Consider the following 23,654-nt stretch of genomic DNA (forward strand, 5'->3'; position numbering starts at 1 on the left):
TCTGCCCTAGTGAGAGGTTTTAAATTATTTGATGAAGAATTAAATTGTACGGCTTGTCACAGCGGATCTTCTTTTACCAATAACTCACTTCAAAATAATGGAATTTACGCAAAGTATGAGGATCCAGGTAGGTATAACATTACAGCAGATTCAAACGATATTGGAAAATTTAAAGTGCCCACACTTAGAAATATCGCTATTACCAAACCTTATATGCACGATGGAGAAATGGAGACTTTAAAAGAGGTTGTCGAACATTACAAAACAGGAGGAAAGCAACATTTTAATCAAAGTCAGCACATCCAACCATTTACACTAACAAATCAAGAACAAACGGATTTAATATATTTTTTAAATGCGCTTACTGACAAGCAATTTCTGGATTAAGTACCTTTAAAAGCTTCCATATTTTAAATAACTTTACCCCTTTAAATTAATTAAAGAAAGTAGTAGGAAAACATTTTCGCTTTCCAATAGAGTTGGTGTGCGTAGAATTGATTTAAAACCCTTATTTTTGACGTCAAATATAAAGAGTAATATATGAAAGGTGTTGCCCATTTTTATAAATTAAATTATGACTTTTCTCCTGAATTTGCTGAAGCACATCACGATGGAAATGAGTCTGAAAACAATAGGTTTTACGATTGGCAAGATGAATTGGAGCTTACCAACACGATAAAGTCTATTGAAGTTGTGGAAGATTCAGTTTACAATCTTCAAGGTGAAAAGGATGGATTTCCCTTTAATTACGAAATTCCCAATATGACGTGCTTTCAATTTATTGGTGAAGATGATTCAATAACAACAATGGCTTGTTCTCAATCTATTGTAAATCGTTTTGAGATTAGCGAGGAAGATGAATTAACGCTTTCAGTATATTTAGAAGAAAAAGAGCCTTTAACTAATCCTTTACCTGGTATTTATATCGATATTCAGGATTTTCCGAAATCTTTAGTGGATTGAGTCTAAAACTTAAACATATTGGTTTTAATTACGCGCTATCTAAACCTGTTTTTAAAGGGGTTGAATTAGAAGTGTCGCCTGGAGAAATCTGTTCAATTGTTGGTCCTAGCGGCACAGGAAAGTCAACTCTTTTAAAGTGTATGGCTGGGCAATTGCAAATTTCACAGGGAGAAATATTAATAGATGGTCATAAACTTCTTGGACCACAAGAAAAATTAGTTGCAGGACATCCTGAAATAGCATTGGTCAATCAAAATTTTGAACAAGATGAGTATTTTACTGTAAGTGAAAACATTGCAAACCAACTTCATCATTTAAATCGCCAAGACAGGTTAAGTTTTGTACAAGAGTTATTGACTATTTTTGAACTTAACTCTGTTTCTAATAAGAAGTCAAAGAAAATTTCAGGAGGAGAAAAACAAAGACTATCAATGGCCTGCGCACTGGCTAAGGAACCGAAGTACTTGCTGCTCGATGAACCTTTTGTTCATTTTGATGTTCATCTACATAGAAAAATTGGAACATATCTAAAAGAGTTAGCCAAAATTAGAGAAATGGGTGTTGTTTTAGTAACTCATAATGGAGCAGAGGCTTTATCTTGGTCAAATCGTATTTTAATGATGTACAAAGGAAATATCCAACGTTCTTATACACCGGAAATGGCATATTATAAGCCGAAAACATTATTTGAAGGACGATTCTTTGGAGATTTAAACAGTGTTTACATTCAAGAAAAACAATATTTGTTTAGACCGAATGAATATAGTTTAGTACCTGAAAATAATAAATTGGCCGTATCCGTAACCTTTCGTAAGAGTCAGTTTAACGGGCCGTTTATTGAGAATTACTTTCAACTAAAAAATAAAAATGAAATTGTTTTATATGCATCAACCGAACTAAAAGAAATTAAAGAAATATATGTCTGAAGACACCGAATACAAAAAAGCGCCAAAGAAAAACATTCAAGTGGTTAAAGATAAAAACAGAGGTAGAAAGCTTACTTGGTCTGAATTATTAGAACTTACCAAAATTAGTTTTAAGGAATTTTTTAAAGGCGATAGCTTTATGCACGGTGCAGCTTTGGCGTATTACGCAATGATAGCCCTAATTCCAATAATCTATTTGGCAATCACCAGTTTCGGATTAATTGTTGGCCAAGATCAGGTCATTAAAATTGTCGGAAACCTCCTTGAAACCAATATGGGCATAGCAGATGTTTCTGCATTTACAGATTTAATGTATAAATGGGAATTCGGAAAAGGAGGAACTCCTTTCATGCAAGTGGTTGGTATAATAGCACTTGCATTTATTTCAACGGCCATGTTTAATTCATTACGGAAATCATTAAACTCATTTTTTGGTATTATTCCTATCAAACATTACAATGCTGTACTAGAAGAGTTAGTAAAACGCTTACTTTCCGTTGGCTTGATGGCTATCTTTGCAATGATCGCTATTGTAATTTATTTTGCACAGTCTATTCTTGTTGCTATCGGTGCGAAAATGCTATCTGATGGAAGTTTTTTTCAAGAGGTGCTTTTTTCCATACTCGAGCATATATCTATATTAGCAATCAACTTTTTAGTCTTCACCCTTGTCTTCAAATATTTACACGATGGAATAGTAAAATGGAAATTAGCAATGGCAGGAGCATTATTTACTGCAATTTTACTTTATGGAGGACAAACTTTAATCAATTATTATTTAGCCAATTACTTTTTTGCTGCAGATGATAGTGGAATAGCAGGAACAATTATGGCAGTGCTCACCTGGATATTTTTCACCTCTCAGATTGTTTTTCTGGGCGCAAAATACACTTCTGTCTATGCAAGAATGGTTGGAATGCCAATAAAAGCGAAATAATCTCTTTTAAGGTGCCATCTCCTTCTTCGTTTTTATTTCTTTTTTGCTTTCAGTTTTCTTCCATCGTATTGCAAGAGCTTTCCATTATTCGAATTATTACGTAAGGATTGAAATAGATTTTCCGCATAAGCTAAATTACGATTTGTTGAACATACTGAAATAAGAACACAGGCTCGTTTATGCGCATTTATTGTTTTTTGCCTAAAATTCTACCCCAAAATTGAGCATCAATTATTAAATGCTTGGTTTTTTTTAGCTTTAACATGTTTGTTAATCAAAAAGAGGGAGGTGCTTCAAAAAATAAAGTTGTATTGTGTTGCGGATGTACAATTTCTAAAGTTGTAGCATGTAGATATAGACGATCAGCTAAGTTTCCATACAAATCATCGCCTAATATGGGCATATTTAAACCCTTGGAATGCGCACAATGAACACGTAATTGGTGTGTACGACCAGTAACAGGAGTCAGTTCAATTCGGGTTTTCCCTTTCTTACGTTCTATCACTTTGTATGTTGTTCTTGCTGATTTTCCATTTTCAAAATCAACTTTTTGCCGAGGTCGATCCAACACATCCATCGCTAGAGGAAGATCAATTATACCTTCGGTAGTTTTTAAATATCCGTCTAATAACGCGGTGTATGATTTTTTTACTTTTCGTTTTATAAACTGTTCTTGTAGTTTTTTGTGTGACTCTAGATCTTTTGCGATTATCAGTAAACCCGAGGTTGACATGTCTAAACGATGAATTAGAAGAGGTCCTTTTGCATCAGGGTACTGTTTTTTAATTCTTGCATAAACAGAGTCATAGATTTCTTTTCCAGGTACTGAAAGCAAATCGTGTGGTTTATTAACAACGAGTATAAACTCATCTTCATAAATTGTTTTAATCGTCTTATTTGCCCCAGGGTTTTTCAGTAAAGGGTTTTCATCCACTTGCATACCTTTTAACATGTGTGAAAGAATAGGCTTGCATTTTCCCAAACAAGCTGGATAATATTGTTTGTGTTTACGAATTTCAGTTCCAGGAGGAGCACCCCACCAAAATTCAGCCATAGCTATTGGCTTTAATCTGTTTTTAAAAGCATAATGTAAAAGTTTTGGGGCAGCACATTCGCCAGCACCAGCTGGAGGTTTCTTAAATGCCGTTTCTTGAAATATATCAAGCAGCGCTTTTCTTTCACCTTTAGCATTAAGAAAGGTATAAGCTTTAAAAAGTTTAGCTTGTAAAGTTGATGAGTCCTGTTTTCTTTTGGATAAAAGTTGTTGTAATTCGGTATTATATGTTGTAAGTTGTTTTTCTATTTTTGATATGGCTTGCTGGTTTTTCTTTTTTAAATCATTCAGACTATTTTTATAAGCAACGCTTTCTTTAGCTAAGGAAACTTTTAAACTTTCATATTCTTTTAAATTTAAATTTTTCTGGCCTTCAGATCTTTTTGATTTACGTTCGGCTTTGGCTTTTCTCATTTTTTCACGAAACTGTTCCTCTTCGATTGCACAAGTATTTTTCAAATTAGTTAATTCTGCATTTAACTTTTGAAAGGAAGTGTTTTCTTCAATCTCCGAAATACGTGTGTTTATTGCATTAATTTTCTCCTCACCTTCCAAGAAAAAACTGCCATCTGTAAGCATATCAAATACGGGAGGTACAAAATATTTGTGATGGTTAGTGTTGGCTAATTTACCAGAAAATGCGGCCAAATAACCGAGTTCACCAGCAGTATTTTTAACTACTAAAACACCAAACATTTTCCCTATTTCTAATCCTTTAACATTTTGCGCTAACCCAAAATTATGTTCCCAATTTTTATTTTTTATAATGGTTTGTAATTCTTTACTTGCTAATACTGCTAAGGGATGGGGTTGATAGTAAAAAGGATATGTAAATTTATCAGGAAGCGGGTATTTACTTATATCTTCCTGAAATGAAATAAATTTGCTTGGGTTATGCATTTTTCCATTGTTTTTGGCAAATGTACAAATAAAAAAGCTTGCTATTGGGCGAAAACATTGAACGATATCTAGTGAAATCAAAATTAATCTTAGGGTTTCTCCATTAAATTAAATCGCACTTAATATTTTTGTTTAACTTCTTTGGTTTTTTATTTATGTTCTTTTAACTACAATTTAAGTTTATCTCTACCATTAAATATTTCTGTCTCCTTTGAATTTTTATATTTGTTTAAAAATAAATTATTATGAAAAAAACATTGTTTTTATTAGGAAGTATTGCACTAAGTTGGTGTACTATGGCTCAAGTGAACACGCCAGCATTAAGTCCAAAAGCAGAAATTGAGCAAACTGTAGGTTTAACAGAGTTCGAGTTGACCTATTCTCGTCCATCATTAAGAGGAAGAGACATGTATAAGGAAATTATTCCCGTTGATAAAATGTGGCGTTTTGGTGCAAATAAGAACTCAACATTATCTTTCGATACAGATGTAGTTTTTGGTGGAGTTGATGTTAAAGCAGGAGAATATGCAATTTTCGCAATACCTGGAGAGAAGGAGTGGACCATCTTTCTTTACGATGATACGAACAATTGGGGGGTTCCAAAAGAATGGAACGATAAGAAGGTGGTTGCTAAAATTGGTGTAGAATCCAAAAAAACACCTCATACAGTTGAAACTTTTACAGTTGCTTTTGAAAATTTAAACATTGATAAATTTGATATGACAATTGCGTGGGGTAAAACATATTTACCAATTCATATTAAACTTCCTACAGATAAATTGACCAGAGAATCAATTAAAGAAACGATGAGTTCAGAAGAACCTACTGAAAGGGATTATTATAACGCAGCAAGTTATTTATTAAATGTTAATGCAGATCTTGAAAATGCATTGACATATATGAATAAAGCTATTGAAATGAATGATAATGCACCTTTTTATTACATAAGAAAAAAAGCATTAATTCTACATGCAAATGGTGAAAATGAAAAGGCAATTTCTACTGCTAAAAAATCCTTAGAAATGGCTAAGGCTGCGGGTAGCGAAGAGTATGTTAGAAAAAACGAGAAATCAATCAAGGAGTGGAGTAAATAACACTTACCATTTTATTTGCCATTGATTAAGGCTTTCTTAATTGCAGTTGTTTGCTTTTGAGAAAGCCTTTTTTGATTAAGGAAACTGACTTTTTGTTGTTACAGATGAGATTTGTTTTTAAGGTGATTTATTTTAATTACTCCTTTGCTTATGGAGAATAAAAATCCAGTTAGTTAAAATCAATTTGTATTTTTGACTTAAGCTTGTTATTAGACGTTCAATTAGGTTTGAATACGCAATTTATGATTCAGAACATTTTGTTTATTCATCTTCTTCAGGAAATGCGGTTTTGTATTCAGTATATCTAATAAATATTGATTCAACATAATTGTAGGTTTCACTACCGCGCATGTACCCATAATAACAAACAGGGTCATGATAATACTTAGGCTCTGACAATTTTTGGATAAATAATTCAACATTATCGTCCCAAACCAAAGGATCTTTCCCGTATTTTTTTGTCAATCTTTGAGCATCAAGGACATGACCAATTCCAGCATTGTAAGTAGCAAAAGCAAACTTAACGCGTTGTGTAGAATCAGGTATACTTTCCCATTCTTTATAATTTTTCGTAATCTTTCTGATACCACCATCAATTTGGACAGAGGGAGGAGAATCAGGATAGACACCAAAAGTAGGACCAACCGAAGGCATAAATTGCATTAAACCATAAGCGCCAGCCCACGATTGTTGATTTAAGCGAAATTGAGACTCTTGATATATTAAGGCAGAAATTAATCTCCAATCCCATGCATACTTCTCAGAAACGCGCTTAATAATTTTATCGTATGGTGATATTTTGGAGCCACCAATTGAGGAGTAATTACTTTTGGAGCGCGAAGTGTAAGTTGAAATATTCAAATACTTATGTTTGATGTAATTAAAAGTAGAGCTTTTCATGAAATCAACGAGCCAAGCATTTAATTTCTTCCTGAGCAGTGGAGATGACTTACGAACACCAAAGGCTATTTTTTGCTTTACACTTATTTCTAACTCCGTATCAATATCAGGATAATAGCGTTGATTAATTTTAGCAACATTATCATCAACTACAGTATATTGTATAAACTCCTTATTTACCATCTCAATAGCATCTTCAGGGATTACATCTCCGCTAAGAGGCTTCAAAACAATAGTATCTCCTAATTCGTTTTGCAAATTAACCAAACGATCATAATAACTTGAATTTTTCCAGATATGAACTTCTTTTCGTGATAGTTCAGCGGGATCACGAATAATTTCTTTTTCCCAATCTTTTTTTCTTCTGGATCTCCAATCTCTTGGTTTCTTTTGAACCAAAACTTGTGCACTTCGTAAAATGGGTAAAGAAAAGTCAATTTTTCGTTTACGATCTTTTGTAACTGTGTAATGACATGCTATAAGATCACCCTTTCCTTCATTGAGCATGGTCGTAATTTCATCTAAGTCTTTGACGACCTTAACTTCTAACTTCACACCAATTTCCTTGGCAAACTCATTAAGAATTTCATATTCGAGCCCCATTTTATGACCTTTATATATGAAATAGCTTGTAGCACTATTCTCCGCTAATACAGTTAATTTATTTTTATTTAAAATTTCACCGAGATCATCTTGTTGCTCAATTTCAGCTTTTCCTATTAGTTCTTGCTCTGATTCAGTAGTGTTTTGACAACTCAATAAACACATTACAAATATGCCTGTTGAAATGAAAAATGCTGGAATATGTTTTAAGTTTAGCGTCAAATTATGGGTTTAATGAATTTTAAAGATAATAAAAAAAAGAATGATTGGTTTACGATTGATAGCAAAAAATGCTTAAATTAAATTGAAATCTTACTTAAATAACAAAATTTATTTTTTTTAACCTTCTTATTATTAGTTTAAAAGGTTTGTTTATGCTTAAATGTGTTTCTTTTTTTTTAAAATATTTTAAGGGTGTAAATTATTAAATTTGTTTTTGGAACGCAATTTGTAATTACTCCCGTTAGAACTTAAAAATTATTATTATGCAGAACTTAAAACTACTATTATTTAGCATTATTCTGATGAGCTTACAATTTAAAGCTCAGGCACAATATGCTCAATTTAAGCAACAAGACTCTGAGCATATCAAAGAAATTTTAGAAGCATGGGATCATAAAGCTGGTCCTTATTTATACGAAAGTATGAATGCTATTGTAATGGAATCTCAACAACCTGAACGACCAGCAGGATTGTTTAAAACACCTTATCAATTATTAAGCGGCATGCACCTTGATCGAAAGAAAAGATTAAAAAGAATCGCGTCTACCGAGCTTGAAAATGAAAAAGCCGCTAAAAGAGGAGAAAGAGACGCTTATTACTGGCAAGAGTGGATAGATTATTTAGAAACATCTAATTGTGGCGTCGACAAAGGATCTTCAACTGGTGAACCACACATGTTAACTTTTGATGGAGAACGTTATGATTTTCAAAATGCAGGAGACTATTTATTGTCAAAATCTAAAGATGAAACCTTCGAAATTCAAACGCAATTATTTAGACGTGCTGCAAATAGCCCATGGTCATTAAACAGTGGAGTAGTGGCACATGTAAACGGAGATATTATTGAATTTAGAGGTACCAAAACGCCACTTGATGGCGAAGTATATATCAATGGCGAATTGATTCATGATAGAGATGCAACTATTAATCTTGATAATGGAGGAACGCTGCGATTAAATAAAACGCCTAAAAAGCAAGCTAATAGACATATAAAAGGTGATCGTTATGTTGTAAATTGGCCTACAGGAGAAAAAATGAGAATTGCCATTATAAGGAATTTTAGTTTTGGTAGAAATAAAGGTGAGGAAAATAATTACCGTAATGTCCTTTACCAAGTTTATGTTGAAGTACCAAGTTGTAGAAATGACTATTTTGGACTTTTAGGAAATAATGATGGTGAAAAAAATGATTTGGTTGTTGATGATACAACAGATATTAACAACGACCGTTCTGTTTACTCGGAAGATGAACTTTTTGGTGAAGCTAGAAAGTCTCCTGATGTGCTTGAAAGAAAAGCTAAGTCTTGTGAATATTTGGCTTATACCTTTGGAGATGTTTTTGAATTAGATAGTTTGACTTCTCTTTTTGCCATGAAAATGACTGATATCCCCGATGAAATTAGGTATCCGTCAAGATGTGTTACATTAGCAGATGCGTCTGATCAACAAATTGCTGAAGCAAGACAGAGGTCAAGGGAAGCCGGTATTCAAAATGATGATATTTACAATACTGTTTTTGACTTTGCCTATGCGGGTATTGATCCGGAAGATCAGGTAGATGAAGGTAGCAATGATAGAAGTGCTAATCGAACAAATGGAAATGCGAATGATAATAATACAACACCTGCAAATAACAGGACATCTGATCGAAAAGCGGATAGCGGTAATGATAAAAGTGATAGAAACTCTCAGGTACAAAAACCTAGAAAGCCTCGTGTTGTTACACAACCGCAGCCACGTCATACAACGCGAAGAAAAAAACCACAGACGCAGCAAAGACCGAATACGAGAACAAAACCTGGAACTAGAAGTAAACCTGGAACAAGAAGCAAACCCGGTACACGATCAGCTCCAGATCCAAGATAAATAATTTAATTAATACAATTAGAAGAGAAAAGAGGTACATCCATTGGAGTGCCTCTTTTTTAATTAAAATAACTGGGCTACCATGATAGATCGTTAATCATTAGTTTTAAGGTTGTGATTTTTCAATAATTACAGCCGAGAATCGTATCAACTAATTTTATCTAGTGTTAAATTTTACCCCAGCCAAGCCAACAAAAACCTGTCATTCAAATGGAGTTGCGAGAACTCGGGGCGACGAGGAATCTTTTTTTAATAATTACGACTTATCTTGGTAACCAAATAAAATAATTGATGTTAAAACTTAATGTCTAATCAACAAGCTCTTTTTCAAAAGCTTCTTTTAATGTTGCAACAGCAAAATCAATATCGTCTTTTTTCGTGTATCTTGAGAATGAAAAACGTACATTCGGACGTGAGGTATCTGCATTTATCCCTTCTAAAACATGAGATCCTTTATTACTTCCTGATGAACAAGCTGAACCTCCAGAGCAAGCAATTCCTTTTAAATCTAAAGTAAACAATAACATTGCAGCTTTTGATGTTTTTGGTAAACATACATTAAGTACGGTGTATAAACTATTCTCAGGTCTAATATCTCCATGAAATTTCACACCGTTAATACTCTCTTTTAAGCTGTTTATCATATATGTTTTTAAACCTTGCACATGTTCTTGATGTGTCGATAAATCCTCATAAGCAATATCCATGGCTTTTGCTAAACCAACAATTCCATAAAGGTTTTCAGTTCCGCCTCGTAAACCCCGTTCTTGTGCACCACCATGAATAAAAGGAAGACCTTTGATATTCTTATTGATATATAAAAATCCAACGCCTTTTGGACCATGAAATTTATGTGCGGCACATGTGATAAAATCAATATCCAGTGTTTTTAAATCGAAAGGATAATGGGCCATTGTTTGTACTGTATCAGAATGGAAATAAGCATTGTGTGTTCTACACATCTGACTTACTTTTTGAAGATCTAGCAAGTTTCCTATTTCATTGTTGCCATGCATTAGTGACACAAGCGTTTTTTCATTGCTCTCCGATAAAAGTTCTTCTAAATGATTTAAATCTACACTTCCTGAATCATCTAAATTTACAAGCGCAAATTCTGTGTCATTTTTTTACACGTACTTTCAATGGTATGAATAACGGCATGATGTTCTATTTCTGAGGTAATAATTCGCTTAACATCTAATTCGTGAACAGCGATATTAAAAACCATATTATCAGCTTCTGTTCCTCCAGATGTAAAGATGATTTCTGATGGCACAGCATTGATATGTTCCGCAACTTTCCTTCTCGCAGTCTCAATCGTACCTTTTGCCTTACGACCAAAGGAATGTGTTGAGGAGGGGTTCCCGAATTCATTTTTTAAATATGGAATCATTTCATCAACAACCTCAGGAGCAATGGGAGTGGTTGCTGCATTATCTAAATATACTTTTTTCATGCTGAATTTGATTTTTATCGAATTTATTTTGGCTTTACAAAATACGGTAAATCATACTGTTTTTGACGTATTATGGTCATCAAAATTAGGCTATTCTTGTATTCTTATTTATAAATAAAAATAGGTTAGAGAATTGTCTCGATTTCAGACATTATGTGCTGCGCGAGTTCATCTGCTTTTGAATTGTTTTTGCTTTCTGCGTAAACGCGAATAATTGGCTCAGTGTTACTTTTTCTTAGGTGTACCCATTCCTTATCAAAATAAATCTTTACACCATCTGTAGAGTCAACTTCTTGCTGACTATATTTTTCAGACATTTGAATTAGGACTTGATCTACGTTTGTTTCCGGACTTAATTGAATTTTATTTTTAGAAATCGTGTATTTTGGATAACTATCTCTTAATTCTGAAACTTTTATGTTTTTATGTGCTAAATGAGTCAAAAATAATGCAATTCCAACCAAAGCATCTCTACCGTAATGAAGCTCTGGCAAAATAACACCACCATTTCCTTCTCCACCTATAACAGCGTTTACGTTTTTCATTTTCTCAACAACGTTAACCTCACCAACAGCAGAAGCATGATGTGTATATCCATACTTTTCAGTGATATCACGCAGCGCTCGAGTAGAAGATAGATTTGAAACTGTCGCACCACCTTTTTTTGAAAGTACATAATCAGCAACGGCAACTAGTGTATACTCCTCTCCGAACATTGAGCCGTCTTCACAAACCATAGCTAATCGGTCAACATCCGGATCAACAGTTATTCCTAAGTCAGCCTTATGACTTATTATGGCTTTAGATAAATCTGTTAAATGTGCAGGCAGAGGCTCTGGATTATGCGCAAAGTGGCCTGTAGGTTCACAATGTATTCCTATAACCGATTTTACACCTAATGCATCTAATAACAAGGGTACAGCGATTCCCCCTGTAGAGTTTACCGCGTCAACAACGATACTAAAATTAGCTTTCTTAATAGCCGAAACATCAACATAAGGAAGTTTTAAAATAGCATCAATGTGTTTTTGGATATAATCTTCTTTTACTTCTAATTTACCCAATTTATCAACGTGCGCAAAGTCAAAAGCTTCTGCATCAGCAATGTTTAAAACTTTTTCACCATCTTCAGCAGAAATAAATTCTCCATTTCCATTTAGTAACTTTAAAGCATTCCATTCTTTAGGATTGTGACTCGCAGTAATAATGATACCGCCATGCGCTTTTTCCATTGTAACAGCCATTTCTACTGTTGGAGTAGTGGATAAACCAAGATCAATAACATTAATACCTAAGCTTCTAAGCGTCGAGATTACTAAATCGTTTACAATTGGACCAGAGATTCGTGCATCACGACCGATAACTAGACTTAATTGTTTTGCATTATTTTCATTTTGTAACCAAGTACCAAAAGCCGCAGAAAATTTAACAATGTCAAGCGGAGAAAGTCCTTCACCTACCTTTCCACCAATAGTACCTCGAATTCCAGATATAGATTTAATTAAAGTCACGTTTTAAGTTTTAGATTGTCTTTTTTAACTGTATCATTTTTAAACAAGCTATAGCTGCTTCAATTCCTTTATTTCCGTGTTTTCCACCTGATCGATCTATAGCTTGTTGCATCGTATTGTCTGTTAATACGCAAAATATTGCGGGTTTATTGTATTTTAATCCCACATCTTTTATTCCTTGAGCAGTTGCATCGCAAACAAAGTCAAAATGTTTTGTTTCGCCTTGAATAACAGAGCCAATTGCGACAACTCCATCAATTTCATCTTTTTCAAGAAGCCATTGAGAACCTAGAGAAAGTTCAAAAGATCCTGGTGCAAAATGAACGTGTATATTATCTTCCTTTACGCCATTTTCTATTAGTGCTTCTTTTGCTCCTTTTAGAAGGTTTAGGGTGATATTATCGTTCCATTCAGAAACAACAATGCCGACTTTAAAATCGGCACCGTTTGGAATACTATTTTTATCGTAATGTGATAAATTCTTATTTATTGTAGCCACAACTATTCAATTATTGAGTTCTCTGCTCGTGTAATGTATTTGTCAATTCCTTTTTGATTAGAAAATGATAAGAAATTGTCCTTAATAACTTTATAATACTCGGCTGCTTTTGAAAAATCTCCTGCTTCCTCAGCGTTTAATCCAGCTTTGTAATAATATAATGGAGTAGTTGCTTCGTTATCAATTCGTGTTGCTGCTTTAACATACATTTCCACAGCACTTTTATAATCGCCTAGTTCTGAATAACAATCTCCTTGTGTTCCAATTGCTAAGGTCATCAAATAGGAGTCTTCTAGCTTAACGCCTTTTAGTTCGTTCAAAGCTGCTTCATAATCACCTTGTTCAAAATACATATTCCCTAATGCATATTGAGAAACCTCTCCACCTTTATAGCCATCATATTCACTTACTAAGGCTTCAAACTCATTGATTGCCATTTGTGTTGAATCATTTTCAAGATACAAAACTCCATTTGCAATTGCTTTTTCTGACTCTGCTTGATTTGGAGCAACAATAAATTGTTGGTATGCAAGTACAGCAAGCACAATGATAGCTATACCTCCAACGGCATACGTCGTGAATTTAAGGATCTTGTTCCCCTTAAATTGTTCGATAATTTCTTCTTTTGTTATATTTTCACTCATAATTAGCTGTTTTAAGCGAATGCAAAAATAAGTTTTTTTTTGATGCAAAGCCAACAATTTATGAAAAGTACTTTGTTGAGAACTAATTTTATTATTCTTTATGGGGTTAAAAATGAATAAATCCTTTCATTTTAATTAACTTTATGGCGTGAATAATCATGTTTTTGTTTCCAAATTGAGCTTAGTTAATTTTAAAAATTATAAACAAGCTGACTTATCACTTTCGCCTGATATCAATTGTTTTATTGGGGAAAATGGTGCGGGAAAAACCAATGTTTTAGATGCCGTTTATTATTTAAGTATGTGTAAATCATACTTGAATCCTGTTGATCGTCAAAATATTTTATTTGATGCGTCTTTTTTTGTAATTCAAAGCTCGTGGAATAAAAAAAATGAGGTCGATCAAATATATTGTGGTGTAAAAAAAGGTCAAAAAAAGGTTTTCAAAAAGAATAAAGTGACTTATGAGAAACTCGCAGACCATATAGGACAGTTTCCAACGGTGATGATTTCACCCTATGATCGCAATTTGATTTTAGAGGGAAGTGAAATCAGAAGGAAATGGATGGATGGAATAATTTCTCAATTCGATCGCAATTTTTTGTCACAATTAATTAAATATGGTAAGGTGCTTAACCAAAGGAATGCCTTGCTAAAAAACATGTCCAGCTATGGCTTTTTTGATAATGAAAGTATAAGTGTTTGGGATGAACAGTTAATTGAATGTGGGAAAGTTATTCATGAAGCAAGAAAAAAAACCATAGAAGAGTTTATTCCTATTTTTCAAAAATATTATAATTGGTTGTCTGGAAGTAAAGAAGAAGTTAATCTATCCTATCGCTCTCAACTTTTTGATAAGTCTTTCGAAGAATTACTTGAAGAAGCCCAAAGTCAAGACCAAAGAAGGCAATATACAACTGTTGGAGTTCATAAAGATGATTTCATTTTTACAATTAAAGATCATCCCATAAAAAAATTTGGCTCTCAAGGACAACAAAAAACTTATCTAATAGCTCTGAAATTGGCACAATACGAGTGGTTACTCTCTCGATTAAAGTTAAAACCTGTTTTGCTATTAGATGATATTTTCGATAAATTAGATAATGAAAGGGTAGAGCGTTTAATGCAAATGGTAAGTGATCAAGATTTTGGACAGGTACTGATAACAGATACTGACCAAGAACGAATAGATGAAATTTTTTCTAAAAATGGCATTGATTACAAATCGTTCTTTATTAAAGACAACATCATTGAAGAATCCAAAAATAAAGTTACGGTAGAATGAATGAAAAAGATCGCAATCAAAAAGATAAAGGTATTGACGCAATCATAGATAAAATGATGCGAGCATGGGGCTTAGACAATAAGATGAAAGAAATGGATGTCATAAATGCCTGGCCTGATTTGATGGGGCAAGGAATAGCTAATCGTACAGAAAGAATACGCATCACCAATAAGGTATTACATTTAAAAATGAATTCCTCTGTAATGCGTGATGAATTACATTACGGCAGAAATGTAATTATTCAAAGAATTAATGAATTTGCAGGTACGGAAATGATTAATGACATCTGGTTTGAATAATTGCTTATTGAAGGATTGAAATGTCATTGTTCTCTAAATTAAATCTTAAATCTGAGCTGATAAAATCCGCTTTTATATTGTCGTCTGGAACAATACTGGCCCAAGCAGTGAGCTATATTTTGATGCCTTTTATCACTCGACTCTACACGCCTGAGGATTTTGGAGAATTTGGACTTATCATGCGAATCGTTGCGTTTTTAGCTGTAGTTGGAGCTGGAAGATATGAGTTTGCTATTCCATTGCCTAAAAAAATGAGCATGCTTTTCATGTATATCGGTTAACACTAAGAATCTTAGTTTGGACCGTAAGCCTTTCTTTTGTAACTGCCTTTATAATTTGGTTGTTGAAGGATAATTCAACAGAACTCTTTTTTTATCTCGTATTGGTTGCTGCAATAACTGGTTTTACTGTGTTTATAAATATTGGAAGACATTGGGCTATTCGAATGAAGTGGTTTAAAAATATTACTATTTCAACCTTATTGACTTCCGCTACATCAAATACAGCTAAATTATTAGCCGGTATAGCTGGGATGGGGGTTTTTGGATTGGCTTTATCAACTTTACTGGGCTTAATTGTTGGAAGCTTGATTTATGTGTTTGATGCCTTAGGAGTTTATAAATCACCACAACATATAAAATCAAAAAATAGAAGAATCGTTTTAGCCCGCAGATATAGCGATTTTCCTAAAGTAAATTTACCTCATTACTTGATTGATGGCGCAAGAGAGGTGTTAATTGCCTTTTTGTTAACCATTTATTTAAGCGCATACCTATTTGGTTCTTTTGATCATGCGTATAAAATGTTGAAAATCCCTTTGCTTCTGGTTGGTGTTGCGATAGGGCAAGTTTTATATAATCGTCTATCGGCTGATTATGCCAATAAAAAAGCTATTTATCCATTGTTGAGAAAATCAGTAATTACATTGGTTTTTTTAGGAATGATTCCCTTTAGTATTATCTACTTTGCCGGAGCACCAGTTTTTGAATTTGTTTTTGGTGAGCAATGGAACCTGTCAGGAGAAATAGCTGGTGCTTTATCGCCGTGGCTTATGGCTAACTTTGTCGCATCATCTATTTCAATGGTTCCCTCAATTATTCATAAACTAAGATGGTACTTTTGGGTAGGTATGTTCATGACTTTTATTCAGGTGTTGTATTTTATTTTTTTACCCGATATTTTAAACCTATTAAAGATTAGCGAAGTAGTTGGTATTGAAATTATTTCTTGGATTATGTTTATGTTGTATGCAATTGTAATTGTTTGGCAATTAATCATTGTAAAAAACATGGATCTTAAGAAGCTAAAATAAGTGGTTTGGAAATATTAAAGCTGTTCAAAAACAATATTTTTGAAATAACTTAAATTCCTATAAATAGATATGATGGTTTCTTTTTCCTCAGGACTATAAATCATGTCTTGCCAACTCAAAGGACGATTATCTATGCTCCATTTAAATTGTTCAACACGTTCTTCCTCTTTTTTTATATCATTCATTGGATATAGCATCCCATCAGGGCTTTCACGGTAGGTGGCAGTTTCTATTTCTCCAGCTGAAAACCCTAAACTAATGTTTGAGGCATAAATTCTATTCATCCCTTTACGTTCAACTATAATGACGGTATCATTTTCATTTTCCTCTTCTAAAAAATAAATCGTTTTTGCATTTCCTTCTATATTCACCCTTCTTATTGCTGTGCTATCAAAAAGTGCGTTCATGCTTGTTCCTGCAACTTGATTATAATAATTGGTTGAATCGACATGCGTAATAACCAAACCATTTTTTCTTAAAAAAGCACGTTGTATTTCGTTATTCTCTTCGTAAATAGAAATTGTATCTCCTGAGAGTTGCGCTTTTTTTGCCCAAAGAGTAGGTGCCTTGTACATATTCATTTCTCCTAATTTTCTATCGTAGGTCAATGAATCGCAAACTCCTTGCATATCTCCTCGGAATATTTTAACCCCGTTGAAGGCTTGTAATAGTTTCGGAGCGCGTGTTGTGTCAAGGTAGTTATAAAGCGTATCAGCATGAATATATAAAGTGTCTTCGTCATCAAATCGCTTGGCCAATGCATGTCCAGTGATAAATGAAAAGTTTTTACTTTCATCGTTGATGGCGTAATCGCCATTAAATCCAACCTTATTTGTGGTGTCCAGAATGTTGACATTGTACTTTCCAATGTAGATGCTATCAATAGCAGAATAGTAAAGACTGTCTGCAGCAATAAAAAGTTCATTACGATCGATGAAAGCGTTCTGTTCTAAAACACCTACATTTTCATTCAAATTGTACCAGCCTTTTTCACAATACATGTTGCTTTCAGCATTCATAATATGTGTAGGACCAAAGAAAAATGCTTTTTTTGATAAACCATTAAACTGTAAGGTGTCAGTGGTAACGGTAAACTCATCATTTTTGTAAACTACCTCGTTTCTAAAATTAAATTGCTTTGATTCAGGATAAAAGTAACCTATAACACTATTGAGTTGATCGTTAGATTTAATACTGGTTATTTCTCCCTTGTTTTTGTAGATTCCTACGTTTTTTTTAATGTCGTAGTCTAACGAGTCAGTTGTTAATTTATATTCATTATCTCTAACTCGTACATTTCCATAGAGCTTAGCATATTCTTTTTTCGTATCGAAAAATAGTGAATCACAAAACATGTTTAAGGTGTCTTGCTTATTTAGATGAATATTTCCATACGCTCGAATTGTATTGTTAACAATGTTAAAATAGGCTGAATCACAGTAAAGTTGTGTGTTTTCTTTTTTAAAGATTACATTTCCTTTAACAATATAATTTCCTGTTTTACCATCCAAACGAAGTTCATCAGAACCTTCTATCAATTCGATAAATTCCTGATTAAGTGCGTTTTTAGGAAATAAAAAAATTGCGCCTCCAACAAAAAGCGCAATTTTTAATATGTTCATTAATCTATTCAAAGATTCATTTATTTTTTAATGTTTGACTTCTATCAGGACCTACAGAAACAGTTTCTATCGGAACTTCAAGGTGTTTTTCTAAATAAGAAACATAATCTTTTAATTCCTGAGGTGCATCTGCAAATGAGGTTAATTGAGTTGTATCTGTTTTCCAACCTTTAATTGACTCATAAACGGGCTTAAATTCAATATCTGTAATATCAAACGGTAAATAATCAACTTTCTTGCCATCTATGATATAATGTGTACAAACTTTAATTTCATCAAAGCCATCTAATACGTCCGATTTCATCATAGAAAGTTCTGAAGCACCGTTGATCATGATTGCATATTTTAATGCAGGTAAGTCAATCCATCCGCATCTTCTTGGACGTCCGGTTGTAGCACCAAACTCTCCACCTGCATTTCTGATTTCGTCACCAACTTCATCGTGTAATTCTGTAGGAAAAGGTCCAGAACCAACACGTGTACAATATGCCTTAAAAATACCAACTACATCTCCAATTTTTGTTGGTGCTACACCTAAACCAGTACACGTTCCTGCCGTAATGGTGTTTGAAGATGTTACAAAAGGATAACTTCCAAAATCAATATCCAAAAGTGTGCCTTGCGCTCCTTCTGCCAAAATCGTTTTTCCTTCCTTCATCGCTTGATTAATGAAGTGCTCACTATCAATCGTCGTTAAAGATTTTAATAAGTCAATTCCTTCAAAAAAGGCAGGCTCAAGCTCTTGAATGTCATACGAAAATCCTTCGTAATGTTTTAACATTCCTTTGTGCTTCTCTACCAAAGCGTTATACTTTTCTTTGAAAGTTGAAGTAAATATATCGCCAACACGTAAACCGTTTCTACCTGTTTTGTCCATATACGTAGGACCAATTCCTTTAAGCGTCGATCCAATTTTTGACTTTCCTTTGGCTTGTTCTGATGCCGCATCTAAAAGACGGTGTGTTGGCAGAATCAAATGCGCTTTATTTGAAATCAACAAAGTCTCTTTGATCGGTAAGTTAAACTGCGCTAAATTTTCTATTTCCTTTTGAAAAATTACAGGATCGATAACTACACCATTTCCTACAATATTTAAGGTGTCTTTACGGAAGATTCCTGATGGAATGGTATGTAAAACATGTTTAATACCATCGAATTCTAAGGTGTGTCCGGCGTTTGGACCGCCTTGAAAACGCGCAATAATATCATATTTTGGAGTTAAGACATCGACAATTTTTCCTTTGCCTTCGTCACCCCATTGTAATCCTAATAATACATCTACTTTACTCATGCCTCTTGTGCATTTAATTGGTTAATGGCAGAATATAAATCTACCGAAATATTTAAAATTATTTATTTTTTGAATTTTAGAATACTTATCATTTATATCAAAGCGTAACTGTGAAATTATTAATGTTTTTGAAAAAGAAAAAAAGTACTTTAACAATGTCAAACACTTATCCATCGATGCAGGGATAAACTGAATGTTGTGTATTTTTATTCTAGATGAAAAGTCCACGACTTTATGATTTATCAGAGGATTTATTTTTATCTGCTTGCGGATTTCTTTCTCCATAAAAGTAGAGCGAATGATGATTAATTTTAACACCAAACACTTCCTCTATGGTAGATTTTATGTTTTGGATTCTTGGATCGCAAAACTCAAGTAATTCACCAGTATCTGTAAGTACAAGATGATCGTGCTGCTTAAAGCCATGTGATTTCTCAAATTGTGCTATGTTTTTTCCAAATTGATGTTTACGAACAAGGTTGCAAGCTAATAAAAGATCGATAGTATTATATAGTGTAGCACGAGATACACGGTAATTTTTGTTTTTCATTTTAATATAAAGTGATTCTATATCAAAATGTCCTTCATAATTGTAAATTTCTTCGAGTATAGCAAATCTCTCTGGAGTTTTCCTGTGACTGTTTTTTTCTAAATATGCCGAAAAAATATTCTTAACTGTTTCTTGCACGCTTTCCATACATCTTTCACATTAAAACACAAAAATAAGGAAATTGTGAGATAGTGAATTAGAAAAGTAGACATTTATAAAGAAGTTATGCACAGCGAATTTTTTTAAGGTTCTTTTTTATTCTGATTTAATACCTTGCGAAGTGATTAGTAAGGATTTTACATATAAAACTAATGTTTGTCATTTTTTGAAGATAAGGTACTAATGTAACATAGACTTTGGTTTAATATCCTTATTTTTAGTATTTAACATTAAACAAATAAGTATGAAAAAGAAAGTAGTTTTAATTACGGGAGGAGCAGGTGGCATTGGTGTCGCTACAGGACAAAATTTAAAGGAATTTAAACTTGTTATCTCAGATTACGCAGATGATGTGATTCAGAAAACAGTAGATTCGTACAATAAACAAGGATTCGATGCAGTCGGTTTTAAATGTGATATTACCAATAAAGAAGAGGTTGAGGCGCTTATGAATTTCACAAAAAAGCAGGGTGCTTTGAGTGGAGTAGTGCATACAGCCGGAGTAAGTGAAACGGTAAATGATGTGGAGCAGATTTACAATATAAATCTTAAAGGAACTGCCTTAATTTTAGATGGTGTTTTGGATATTGTTGATGAAGGTGCCTCCATAGTATTGTTTTCCTCCATGATGGGGCACACTGTACCGCCAAGTGATGCGTATGATGAAGCGTTGACTAATCCACTTGAGGAAAATTCTTTTTCTAGCATTAAAAATGTTGTAAAAGAAGATTCAAATATGATGTATAACTTTACCAAGAGAGGAGTTTTGTTGTTGACAAAAGAAAATGCCCAGCGTTTTGGGGCAAAAGGAGCAAGGGTAAACTCAATCTCTCCAGGCGTTATTATGACACAGATGGGGAAAAAAGCAGCTGAAGAACATCCGGAAAAAATAAAACAACTTCTATCTATGACAGCTTTAAATCGAACAGGTGAACCAGAGGACATTGCTGATGTTGTGAAATTCATGTTGAGTGAACAATCACGATTTATGTCAGGTTCAGATCTATTAGTAGATGGTGGTGTGTTGCCTTCAATTTTGAAGTACAACAAATAACAACCTTTTTTTGTGACACCTTTTACAACCGCAGTTTTTTACTTGAAACGCTCATAATCTTTTATACAAAAAAGGAAATAGTGATCAGTATTAGGCTTTATTTCTTTGTAAAAAAGAAAGTAATGGAAACGTTGTAAGTTGTTATCCTGAAAATATGTAAACTTTCAGGATAACAACTTTTAATTAATTGGGATCTCTACGTGAACTATTCTTATTGATTTCATCTTGTAATTCTCTGCGTAGAATTTGCTCTTTTTCTAAAGCTTTTTTTCGAACTTCTTGCAATTCATTTTCAGTTTCAAGCAATTTTGATTTTGCTAGTTTCGTGCGGTTATTCCCTTTTTTAAATACTAAAAACAATATTACTGCAAGTAGAAATAAAACAATAATAATACTCCACATGATGCTATTGTAAGCTGTTTTATGGGTTTGAATGCCTAATACTTCAATACTTTCAACTTTCTTGCGGGTTTCGTTAAGTTCTGTTTCTAAACTTTGGATAGTACTAGATCTTTCCGCTATTGCTGCTTTTTGCTCCTCAATAGTTGTCTTGTCCTTGTTGATTTTACTTTCTAACAGATTAATAGAATCAACTACATTTTTTTGTAGTGTATTCATATCTGTTTTTTTTATGACCTTAAAATTTTGATACGAATTAGAGGATTCAATAACCTTTTCAAATTGATCGGTAATTGAGGTTTGCTCCTGAGCAGAAACAACTGTGAAAATGAAAATAGCAAGTATTGAGTATATAAGTTTAGAATGTGTCATATTAAAATTTTCTCTAAAATTAGTTGTTTTATTTAATTTGTTGAGATCCGATTTGGTAAAAAAAGTAAAAATAAAAAGAATTGTATTATTATTCTAGAAGTGGGTTGAGCGCTTAAGCTTGATTTAGGGTAATTGCTGAATATAAGAATGAAAGTATCGTTTGGTGTTTTAATTAAACATCTTTTGAATTATGTTTTTGACTTTTGGGTGTTTTATCGATTCTAATTATGCAAACCTTACCCAAGGTTATTAACTATCTTTTGTTTTTTATGTTTTTAAACAGCTTTTAAGGTGATACTTACAATTTCTGGAGACATACCAATTCTTCCTGGAAAACCTAAGAAACCAAAGCCTTTACTGACAAAAAGATGTTGATTGTTTTCAGTATAATGTCCCAACCATCTTTTGTATCGGTATTGAACTGGACTCCATCGATAACCAGGGATGTCAACTCCAACTTGTGACCCATGTGTATGTCCGCTTAACGTTAAATCAAAATGCAAAGGATGCTGTCGCAATACATTTTCCCAATGGTCAGGATCGTGACTTAAAACAATGTTGAACGTGTCTTTAGATACATTTTGTGTAGCTTTATCAATATCACCATATTTTGGAAACGGACCTTGACCCCAATTTTCCACACCGATGATATCGAAACGCTCTCCGTTATCTTTAATTTGAACTGCTTCATTCTTAAGCAACGTAAAACCTGTTTGTTTAAATATGTTCGCTAATGCTTCTTGATTCTCTTGTCGTGCTTGAAGACTATCAAATTTTATATAATCTCCATAATCGTGATTTCCCAAGATCGCAAATTTTCCATATTTTGCAGTTAATTGCGTCAGCGCATCAAGATATGGTTCCATTTCAGCAGCTCTGTTGTTTACTAAATCTCCTGTGAACATGATTACATCAGGTTTTTGTTCATTGATTAAAGACAATCCCTCTTCAACGGCCTTAACATCATCAAAACTTCCTGCATGGAAATCAGAAAACTGAACTACTTTTAAACCATCAAAAGATTTTGGGAGTCTTTTCATATCAAGCTTTAGCTGTTTAACATGAAAATTATATTTACCTTTTGTGACTGCATATATTGTTCCCAAAACTGGAATAGCAGCTACACCCAAAGAAACTGTTTTAACAAAATTTCGTCTTCCAGGGAGTGTGCGTTTTTGTCCTTTAGGTGCAAATACTTTGATGTTAATTAACGCAATAACCCTTATGATGTCTTCCGAAAATAAAATAAAAGCTGCTACGAGTTTAGCAATGAAAAATCCTAAAGCAATCCCGAAAAACACATTGATAATTGGATTTGCGTTATAGATTCCGTTGGAACCTCGGTATAGATTTATAGCAAATCCACTTAGGAAAACAATTGAGGAAAATGGGATAATCCATTTAAACCACTTGAATGTTTTTTCTTTTAGGGTTTTTTTATATCCTTTCCAAAGATAAATATCCAATAAAACAAAGGATACCAATATCATGGAAAACCAAATAATATATCTGTAGCTCATTATTTTTTATTTCGGTAATCGCGTTGTACGATAAACGTATTATGAAAACACAAGGTTTTCAGCTTTAAGGTAAAATTCGGTGAACTAACAAGGTCCATCATTATTTTTGGGCATATTATAACTATTGTATCAAAAAGAAGAATGACTTATTTTTAACGGTGTTGCATTATTTTACAGTTACCTATCAAAACATCCATGTTGCATAAAAGTTTTACAT

21 protein-coding genes and 1 pseudogene are annotated in these 23,654 nt (G+C 33.3%); 11 read left to right on the top strand and 11 right to left on the bottom strand.

From position 1 onward, the window contains the following. Positions 1-9: 9 nt before the first annotated feature. From CW751_RS15805 to CW751_RS03355, 4 genes are all read left to right on the top strand, one after another. Positions 10-387 carry a cytochrome-c peroxidase gene (locus CW751_RS15805; RefSeq protein ID WP_262484518.1) on the top strand — a complete coding sequence of 126 codons (378 nt, stop codon included), beginning with the start codon at positions 10-12 and terminating at the stop codon, positions 385-387. 153 nt (positions 388-540) lie between these two features. After that, on the top strand, positions 541-963 hold the full coding sequence (locus CW751_RS03345; protein WP_101333588.1) for a hypothetical protein: 423 nt from the start codon (positions 541-543) through the stop codon (positions 961-963). After that, on the top strand, positions 960-1,889 hold the full coding sequence (locus CW751_RS03350) for an ATP-binding cassette domain-containing protein (RefSeq protein WP_165779205.1): 930 nt from the start codon (positions 960-962) through the stop codon (positions 1,887-1,889). The genes CW751_RS03345 and CW751_RS03350 overlap by 4 nt, the downstream gene beginning before the upstream one ends. Next, positions 1,882-2,826 carry a YihY/virulence factor BrkB family protein gene (locus CW751_RS03355; RefSeq protein WP_101333590.1) on the top strand — a complete coding sequence of 315 codons (945 nt, stop codon included), beginning with the start codon at positions 1,882-1,884 and terminating at the stop codon, positions 2,824-2,826. Before CW751_RS03350 ends, CW751_RS03355 begins: the two co-directional genes overlap by 8 nt. 274 nt (positions 2,827-3,100) lie before the next feature. On the opposite strand, the gene CW751_RS03360 is transcribed toward CW751_RS03355, so the two are convergent. Then, on the bottom strand, positions 3,101-4,780 hold the full coding sequence (locus tag CW751_RS03360; protein ID WP_101333591.1) for an RluA family pseudouridine synthase: 1,680 nt from the start codon (positions 4,778-4,780) through the stop codon (positions 3,101-3,103). A 245-nt stretch (positions 4,781-5,025) separates the two neighbouring features. Between CW751_RS03360 and CW751_RS03365 the strand changes: the two genes are divergently transcribed. Beyond that, positions 5,026-5,874, top strand: coding sequence for a DUF2911 domain-containing protein (locus CW751_RS03365; RefSeq protein ID WP_101333592.1), 849 nt, complete (start codon positions 5,026-5,028; stop codon positions 5,872-5,874). Between the two features lie 261 nt (positions 5,875-6,135). On the opposite strand, the gene CW751_RS03370 is transcribed toward CW751_RS03365, so the two are convergent. Continuing rightward, positions 6,136-7,599, bottom strand: a complete 1,464-nt coding sequence (locus tag CW751_RS03370; protein ID WP_133122110.1) for an MltF family protein — start codon at positions 7,597-7,599, stop codon at positions 6,136-6,138. Positions 7,600-7,862: 263 nt separating this feature from the next. Between CW751_RS03370 and CW751_RS03375 the strand changes: the two genes are divergently transcribed. Then, positions 7,863-9,464: a VWD domain-containing protein gene (locus tag CW751_RS03375; protein ID WP_101333594.1), complete on the top strand. Its 1,602-nt coding sequence runs from the start codon at positions 7,863-7,865 to the stop codon at positions 9,462-9,464. Between the two features lie 308 nt (positions 9,465-9,772). On the opposite strand, the pseudogene CW751_RS03380 reads toward CW751_RS03375, so the two are convergent. The 4 genes and pseudogenes from CW751_RS03380 to CW751_RS03395 all read right to left on the bottom strand — a co-directional run bounded on the left by CW751_RS03380 (position 9,773) and on the right by CW751_RS03395 (position 13,574). Continuing rightward, a pseudogene (locus tag CW751_RS03380) lies at positions 9,773-10,920 on the bottom strand (cysteine desulfurase family protein). Positions 10,921-11,045: 125 nt separating this feature from the next. After that, positions 11,046-12,431, bottom strand: a complete 1,386-nt coding sequence (gene glmM, locus CW751_RS03385) for a phosphoglucosamine mutase (protein WP_101333595.1) — start codon at positions 12,429-12,431, stop codon at positions 11,046-11,048. A 10-nt stretch (positions 12,432-12,441) separates the two neighbouring features. Beyond that, on the bottom strand, positions 12,442-12,930 hold the full coding sequence (gene ribH / locus CW751_RS03390; RefSeq protein WP_101333596.1) for a 6,7-dimethyl-8-ribityllumazine synthase: 489 nt from the start codon (positions 12,928-12,930) through the stop codon (positions 12,442-12,444). Between the two features lie 2 nt (positions 12,931-12,932). Then, on the bottom strand, positions 12,933-13,574 hold the full coding sequence (locus CW751_RS03395) for a tetratricopeptide repeat protein (protein ID WP_101333597.1): 642 nt from the start codon (positions 13,572-13,574) through the stop codon (positions 12,933-12,935). Positions 13,575-13,722: 148 nt separating this feature from the next. On the opposite strand from CW751_RS03395, the gene recF reads away from it, so the two are divergent. The 4 genes from recF to CW751_RS03415 all read left to right on the top strand — a co-directional run bounded on the left by recF (position 13,723) and on the right by CW751_RS03415 (position 16,470). After that, positions 13,723-14,859, top strand: coding sequence for a DNA replication/repair protein RecF (recF, locus tag CW751_RS03400; protein ID WP_101333598.1), 1,137 nt, complete (start codon positions 13,723-13,725; stop codon positions 14,857-14,859). Then, positions 14,856-15,158: a DUF721 domain-containing protein gene (locus CW751_RS03405; RefSeq protein WP_101333599.1), complete on the top strand. Its 303-nt coding sequence runs from the start codon at positions 14,856-14,858 to the stop codon at positions 15,156-15,158. The genes recF and CW751_RS03405 overlap by 4 nt, the downstream gene beginning before the upstream one ends. Before the next feature lie 107 nt (positions 15,159-15,265). Further along, positions 15,266-15,439 carry a hypothetical protein gene (locus CW751_RS03410; protein ID WP_205677775.1) on the top strand — a complete coding sequence of 58 codons (174 nt, stop codon included), beginning with the start codon at positions 15,266-15,268 and terminating at the stop codon, positions 15,437-15,439. Between the two features lie 8 nt (positions 15,440-15,447). Continuing rightward, a complete protein-coding gene (locus CW751_RS03415) occupies positions 15,448-16,470 on the top strand; it encodes a lipopolysaccharide biosynthesis protein (RefSeq protein ID WP_101333601.1) in 1,023 nt (340 codons plus the stop codon). A gap of 14 nt (positions 16,471-16,484) precedes the next feature. Here CW751_RS03415 and CW751_RS03420 read toward each other — a convergent pair whose 3' ends face one another. The 3 genes from CW751_RS03420 to CW751_RS03430 all read right to left on the bottom strand — a co-directional run bounded on the left by CW751_RS03420 (position 16,485) and on the right by CW751_RS03430 (position 20,080). Continuing rightward, positions 16,485-18,092 carry an OstA-like protein gene (locus CW751_RS03420; RefSeq protein ID WP_101333602.1) on the bottom strand — a complete coding sequence of 536 codons (1,608 nt, stop codon included), beginning with the start codon at positions 18,090-18,092 and terminating at the stop codon, positions 16,485-16,487. A 16-nt stretch (positions 18,093-18,108) separates the two neighbouring features. Continuing rightward, entirely contained in the window at positions 18,109-19,383 is a 1,275-nt protein-coding gene (locus CW751_RS03425; RefSeq protein ID WP_101333603.1) for an adenylosuccinate synthase, read from the bottom strand. Between the two features lie 232 nt (positions 19,384-19,615). Further along, on the bottom strand, positions 19,616-20,080 hold the full coding sequence (locus CW751_RS03430; protein WP_101333604.1) for a Fur family transcriptional regulator: 465 nt from the start codon (positions 20,078-20,080) through the stop codon (positions 19,616-19,618). A 256-nt stretch (positions 20,081-20,336) separates the two neighbouring features. Between CW751_RS03430 and CW751_RS03435 the strand changes: the two genes are divergently transcribed. Then, positions 20,337-21,146: an SDR family oxidoreductase gene (locus tag CW751_RS03435; protein WP_101333605.1), complete on the top strand. Its 810-nt coding sequence runs from the start codon at positions 20,337-20,339 to the stop codon at positions 21,144-21,146. 183 nt (positions 21,147-21,329) lie between these two features. Here CW751_RS03435 and CW751_RS03440 read toward each other — a convergent pair whose 3' ends face one another. Both CW751_RS03440 and CW751_RS03445 read right to left on the bottom strand, forming a co-directional pair. Next, positions 21,330-21,764: a hypothetical protein gene (locus tag CW751_RS03440; protein ID WP_133122111.1), complete on the bottom strand. Its 435-nt coding sequence runs from the start codon at positions 21,762-21,764 to the stop codon at positions 21,330-21,332. A 428-nt stretch (positions 21,765-22,192) separates the two neighbouring features. Beyond that, complete coding sequence (locus CW751_RS03445) at positions 22,193-23,437, bottom strand: metallophosphoesterase (RefSeq protein WP_101333607.1); 1,245 nt, start codon at positions 23,435-23,437, stop codon at positions 22,193-22,195. Positions 23,438-23,654: the final 217 nt, after the last annotated feature.

Origin of the sequence: Brumimicrobium salinarum, from assembly GCF_002844555.1 — a bacterium.
Lineage (GTDB): Bacteria > Bacteroidota > Bacteroidia > Flavobacteriales_D > Crocinitomicaceae > Brumimicrobium > Brumimicrobium salinarum.

Coding starts and splice junctions, on each gene's coding strand:
- CW751_RS03375 (WP_101333594.1), top strand. CDS start 7,863: ATGCAGAACTTAAAACTACTATTATTTAGCATTATTCTGATGAGCTTA.
- CW751_RS03445 (WP_101333607.1), bottom strand. CDS start 23,437: ATGAGCTACAGATATATTATTTGGTTTTCCATGATATTGGTATCCTTT.
- CW751_RS03345 (WP_101333588.1), top strand. CDS start 541: ATGAAAGGTGTTGCCCATTTTTATAAATTAAATTATGACTTTTCTCCT.
- CW751_RS03360 (WP_101333591.1), bottom strand. CDS start 4,780: ATGCATAACCCAAGCAAATTTATTTCATTTCAGGAAGATATAAGTAAA.
- CW751_RS03425 (WP_101333603.1), bottom strand. CDS start 19,383: ATGAGTAAAGTAGATGTATTATTAGGATTACAATGGGGTGACGAAGGC.
- CW751_RS03420 (WP_101333602.1), bottom strand. CDS start 18,092: ATGAACATATTAAAAATTGCGCTTTTTGTTGGAGGCGCAATTTTTTTA.
- CW751_RS03365 (WP_101333592.1), top strand. CDS start 5,026: ATGAAAAAAACATTGTTTTTATTAGGAAGTATTGCACTAAGTTGGTGT.
- CW751_RS03440 (WP_133122111.1), bottom strand. CDS start 21,764: ATGAATACACTACAAAAAAATGTAGTTGATTCTATTAATCTGTTAGAA.
- CW751_RS03395 (WP_101333597.1), bottom strand. CDS start 13,574: ATGAGTGAAAATATAACAAAAGAAGAAATTATCGAACAATTTAAGGGG.
- CW751_RS03430 (WP_101333604.1), bottom strand. CDS start 20,080: ATGGAAAGCGTGCAAGAAACAGTTAAGAATATTTTTTCGGCATATTTA.
- CW751_RS03435 (WP_101333605.1), top strand. CDS start 20,337: ATGAAAAAGAAAGTAGTTTTAATTACGGGAGGAGCAGGTGGCATTGGT.
- CW751_RS03405 (WP_101333599.1), top strand. CDS start 14,856: ATGAATGAAAAAGATCGCAATCAAAAAGATAAAGGTATTGACGCAATC.
- CW751_RS03355 (WP_101333590.1), top strand. CDS start 1,882: ATGTCTGAAGACACCGAATACAAAAAAGCGCCAAAGAAAAACATTCAA.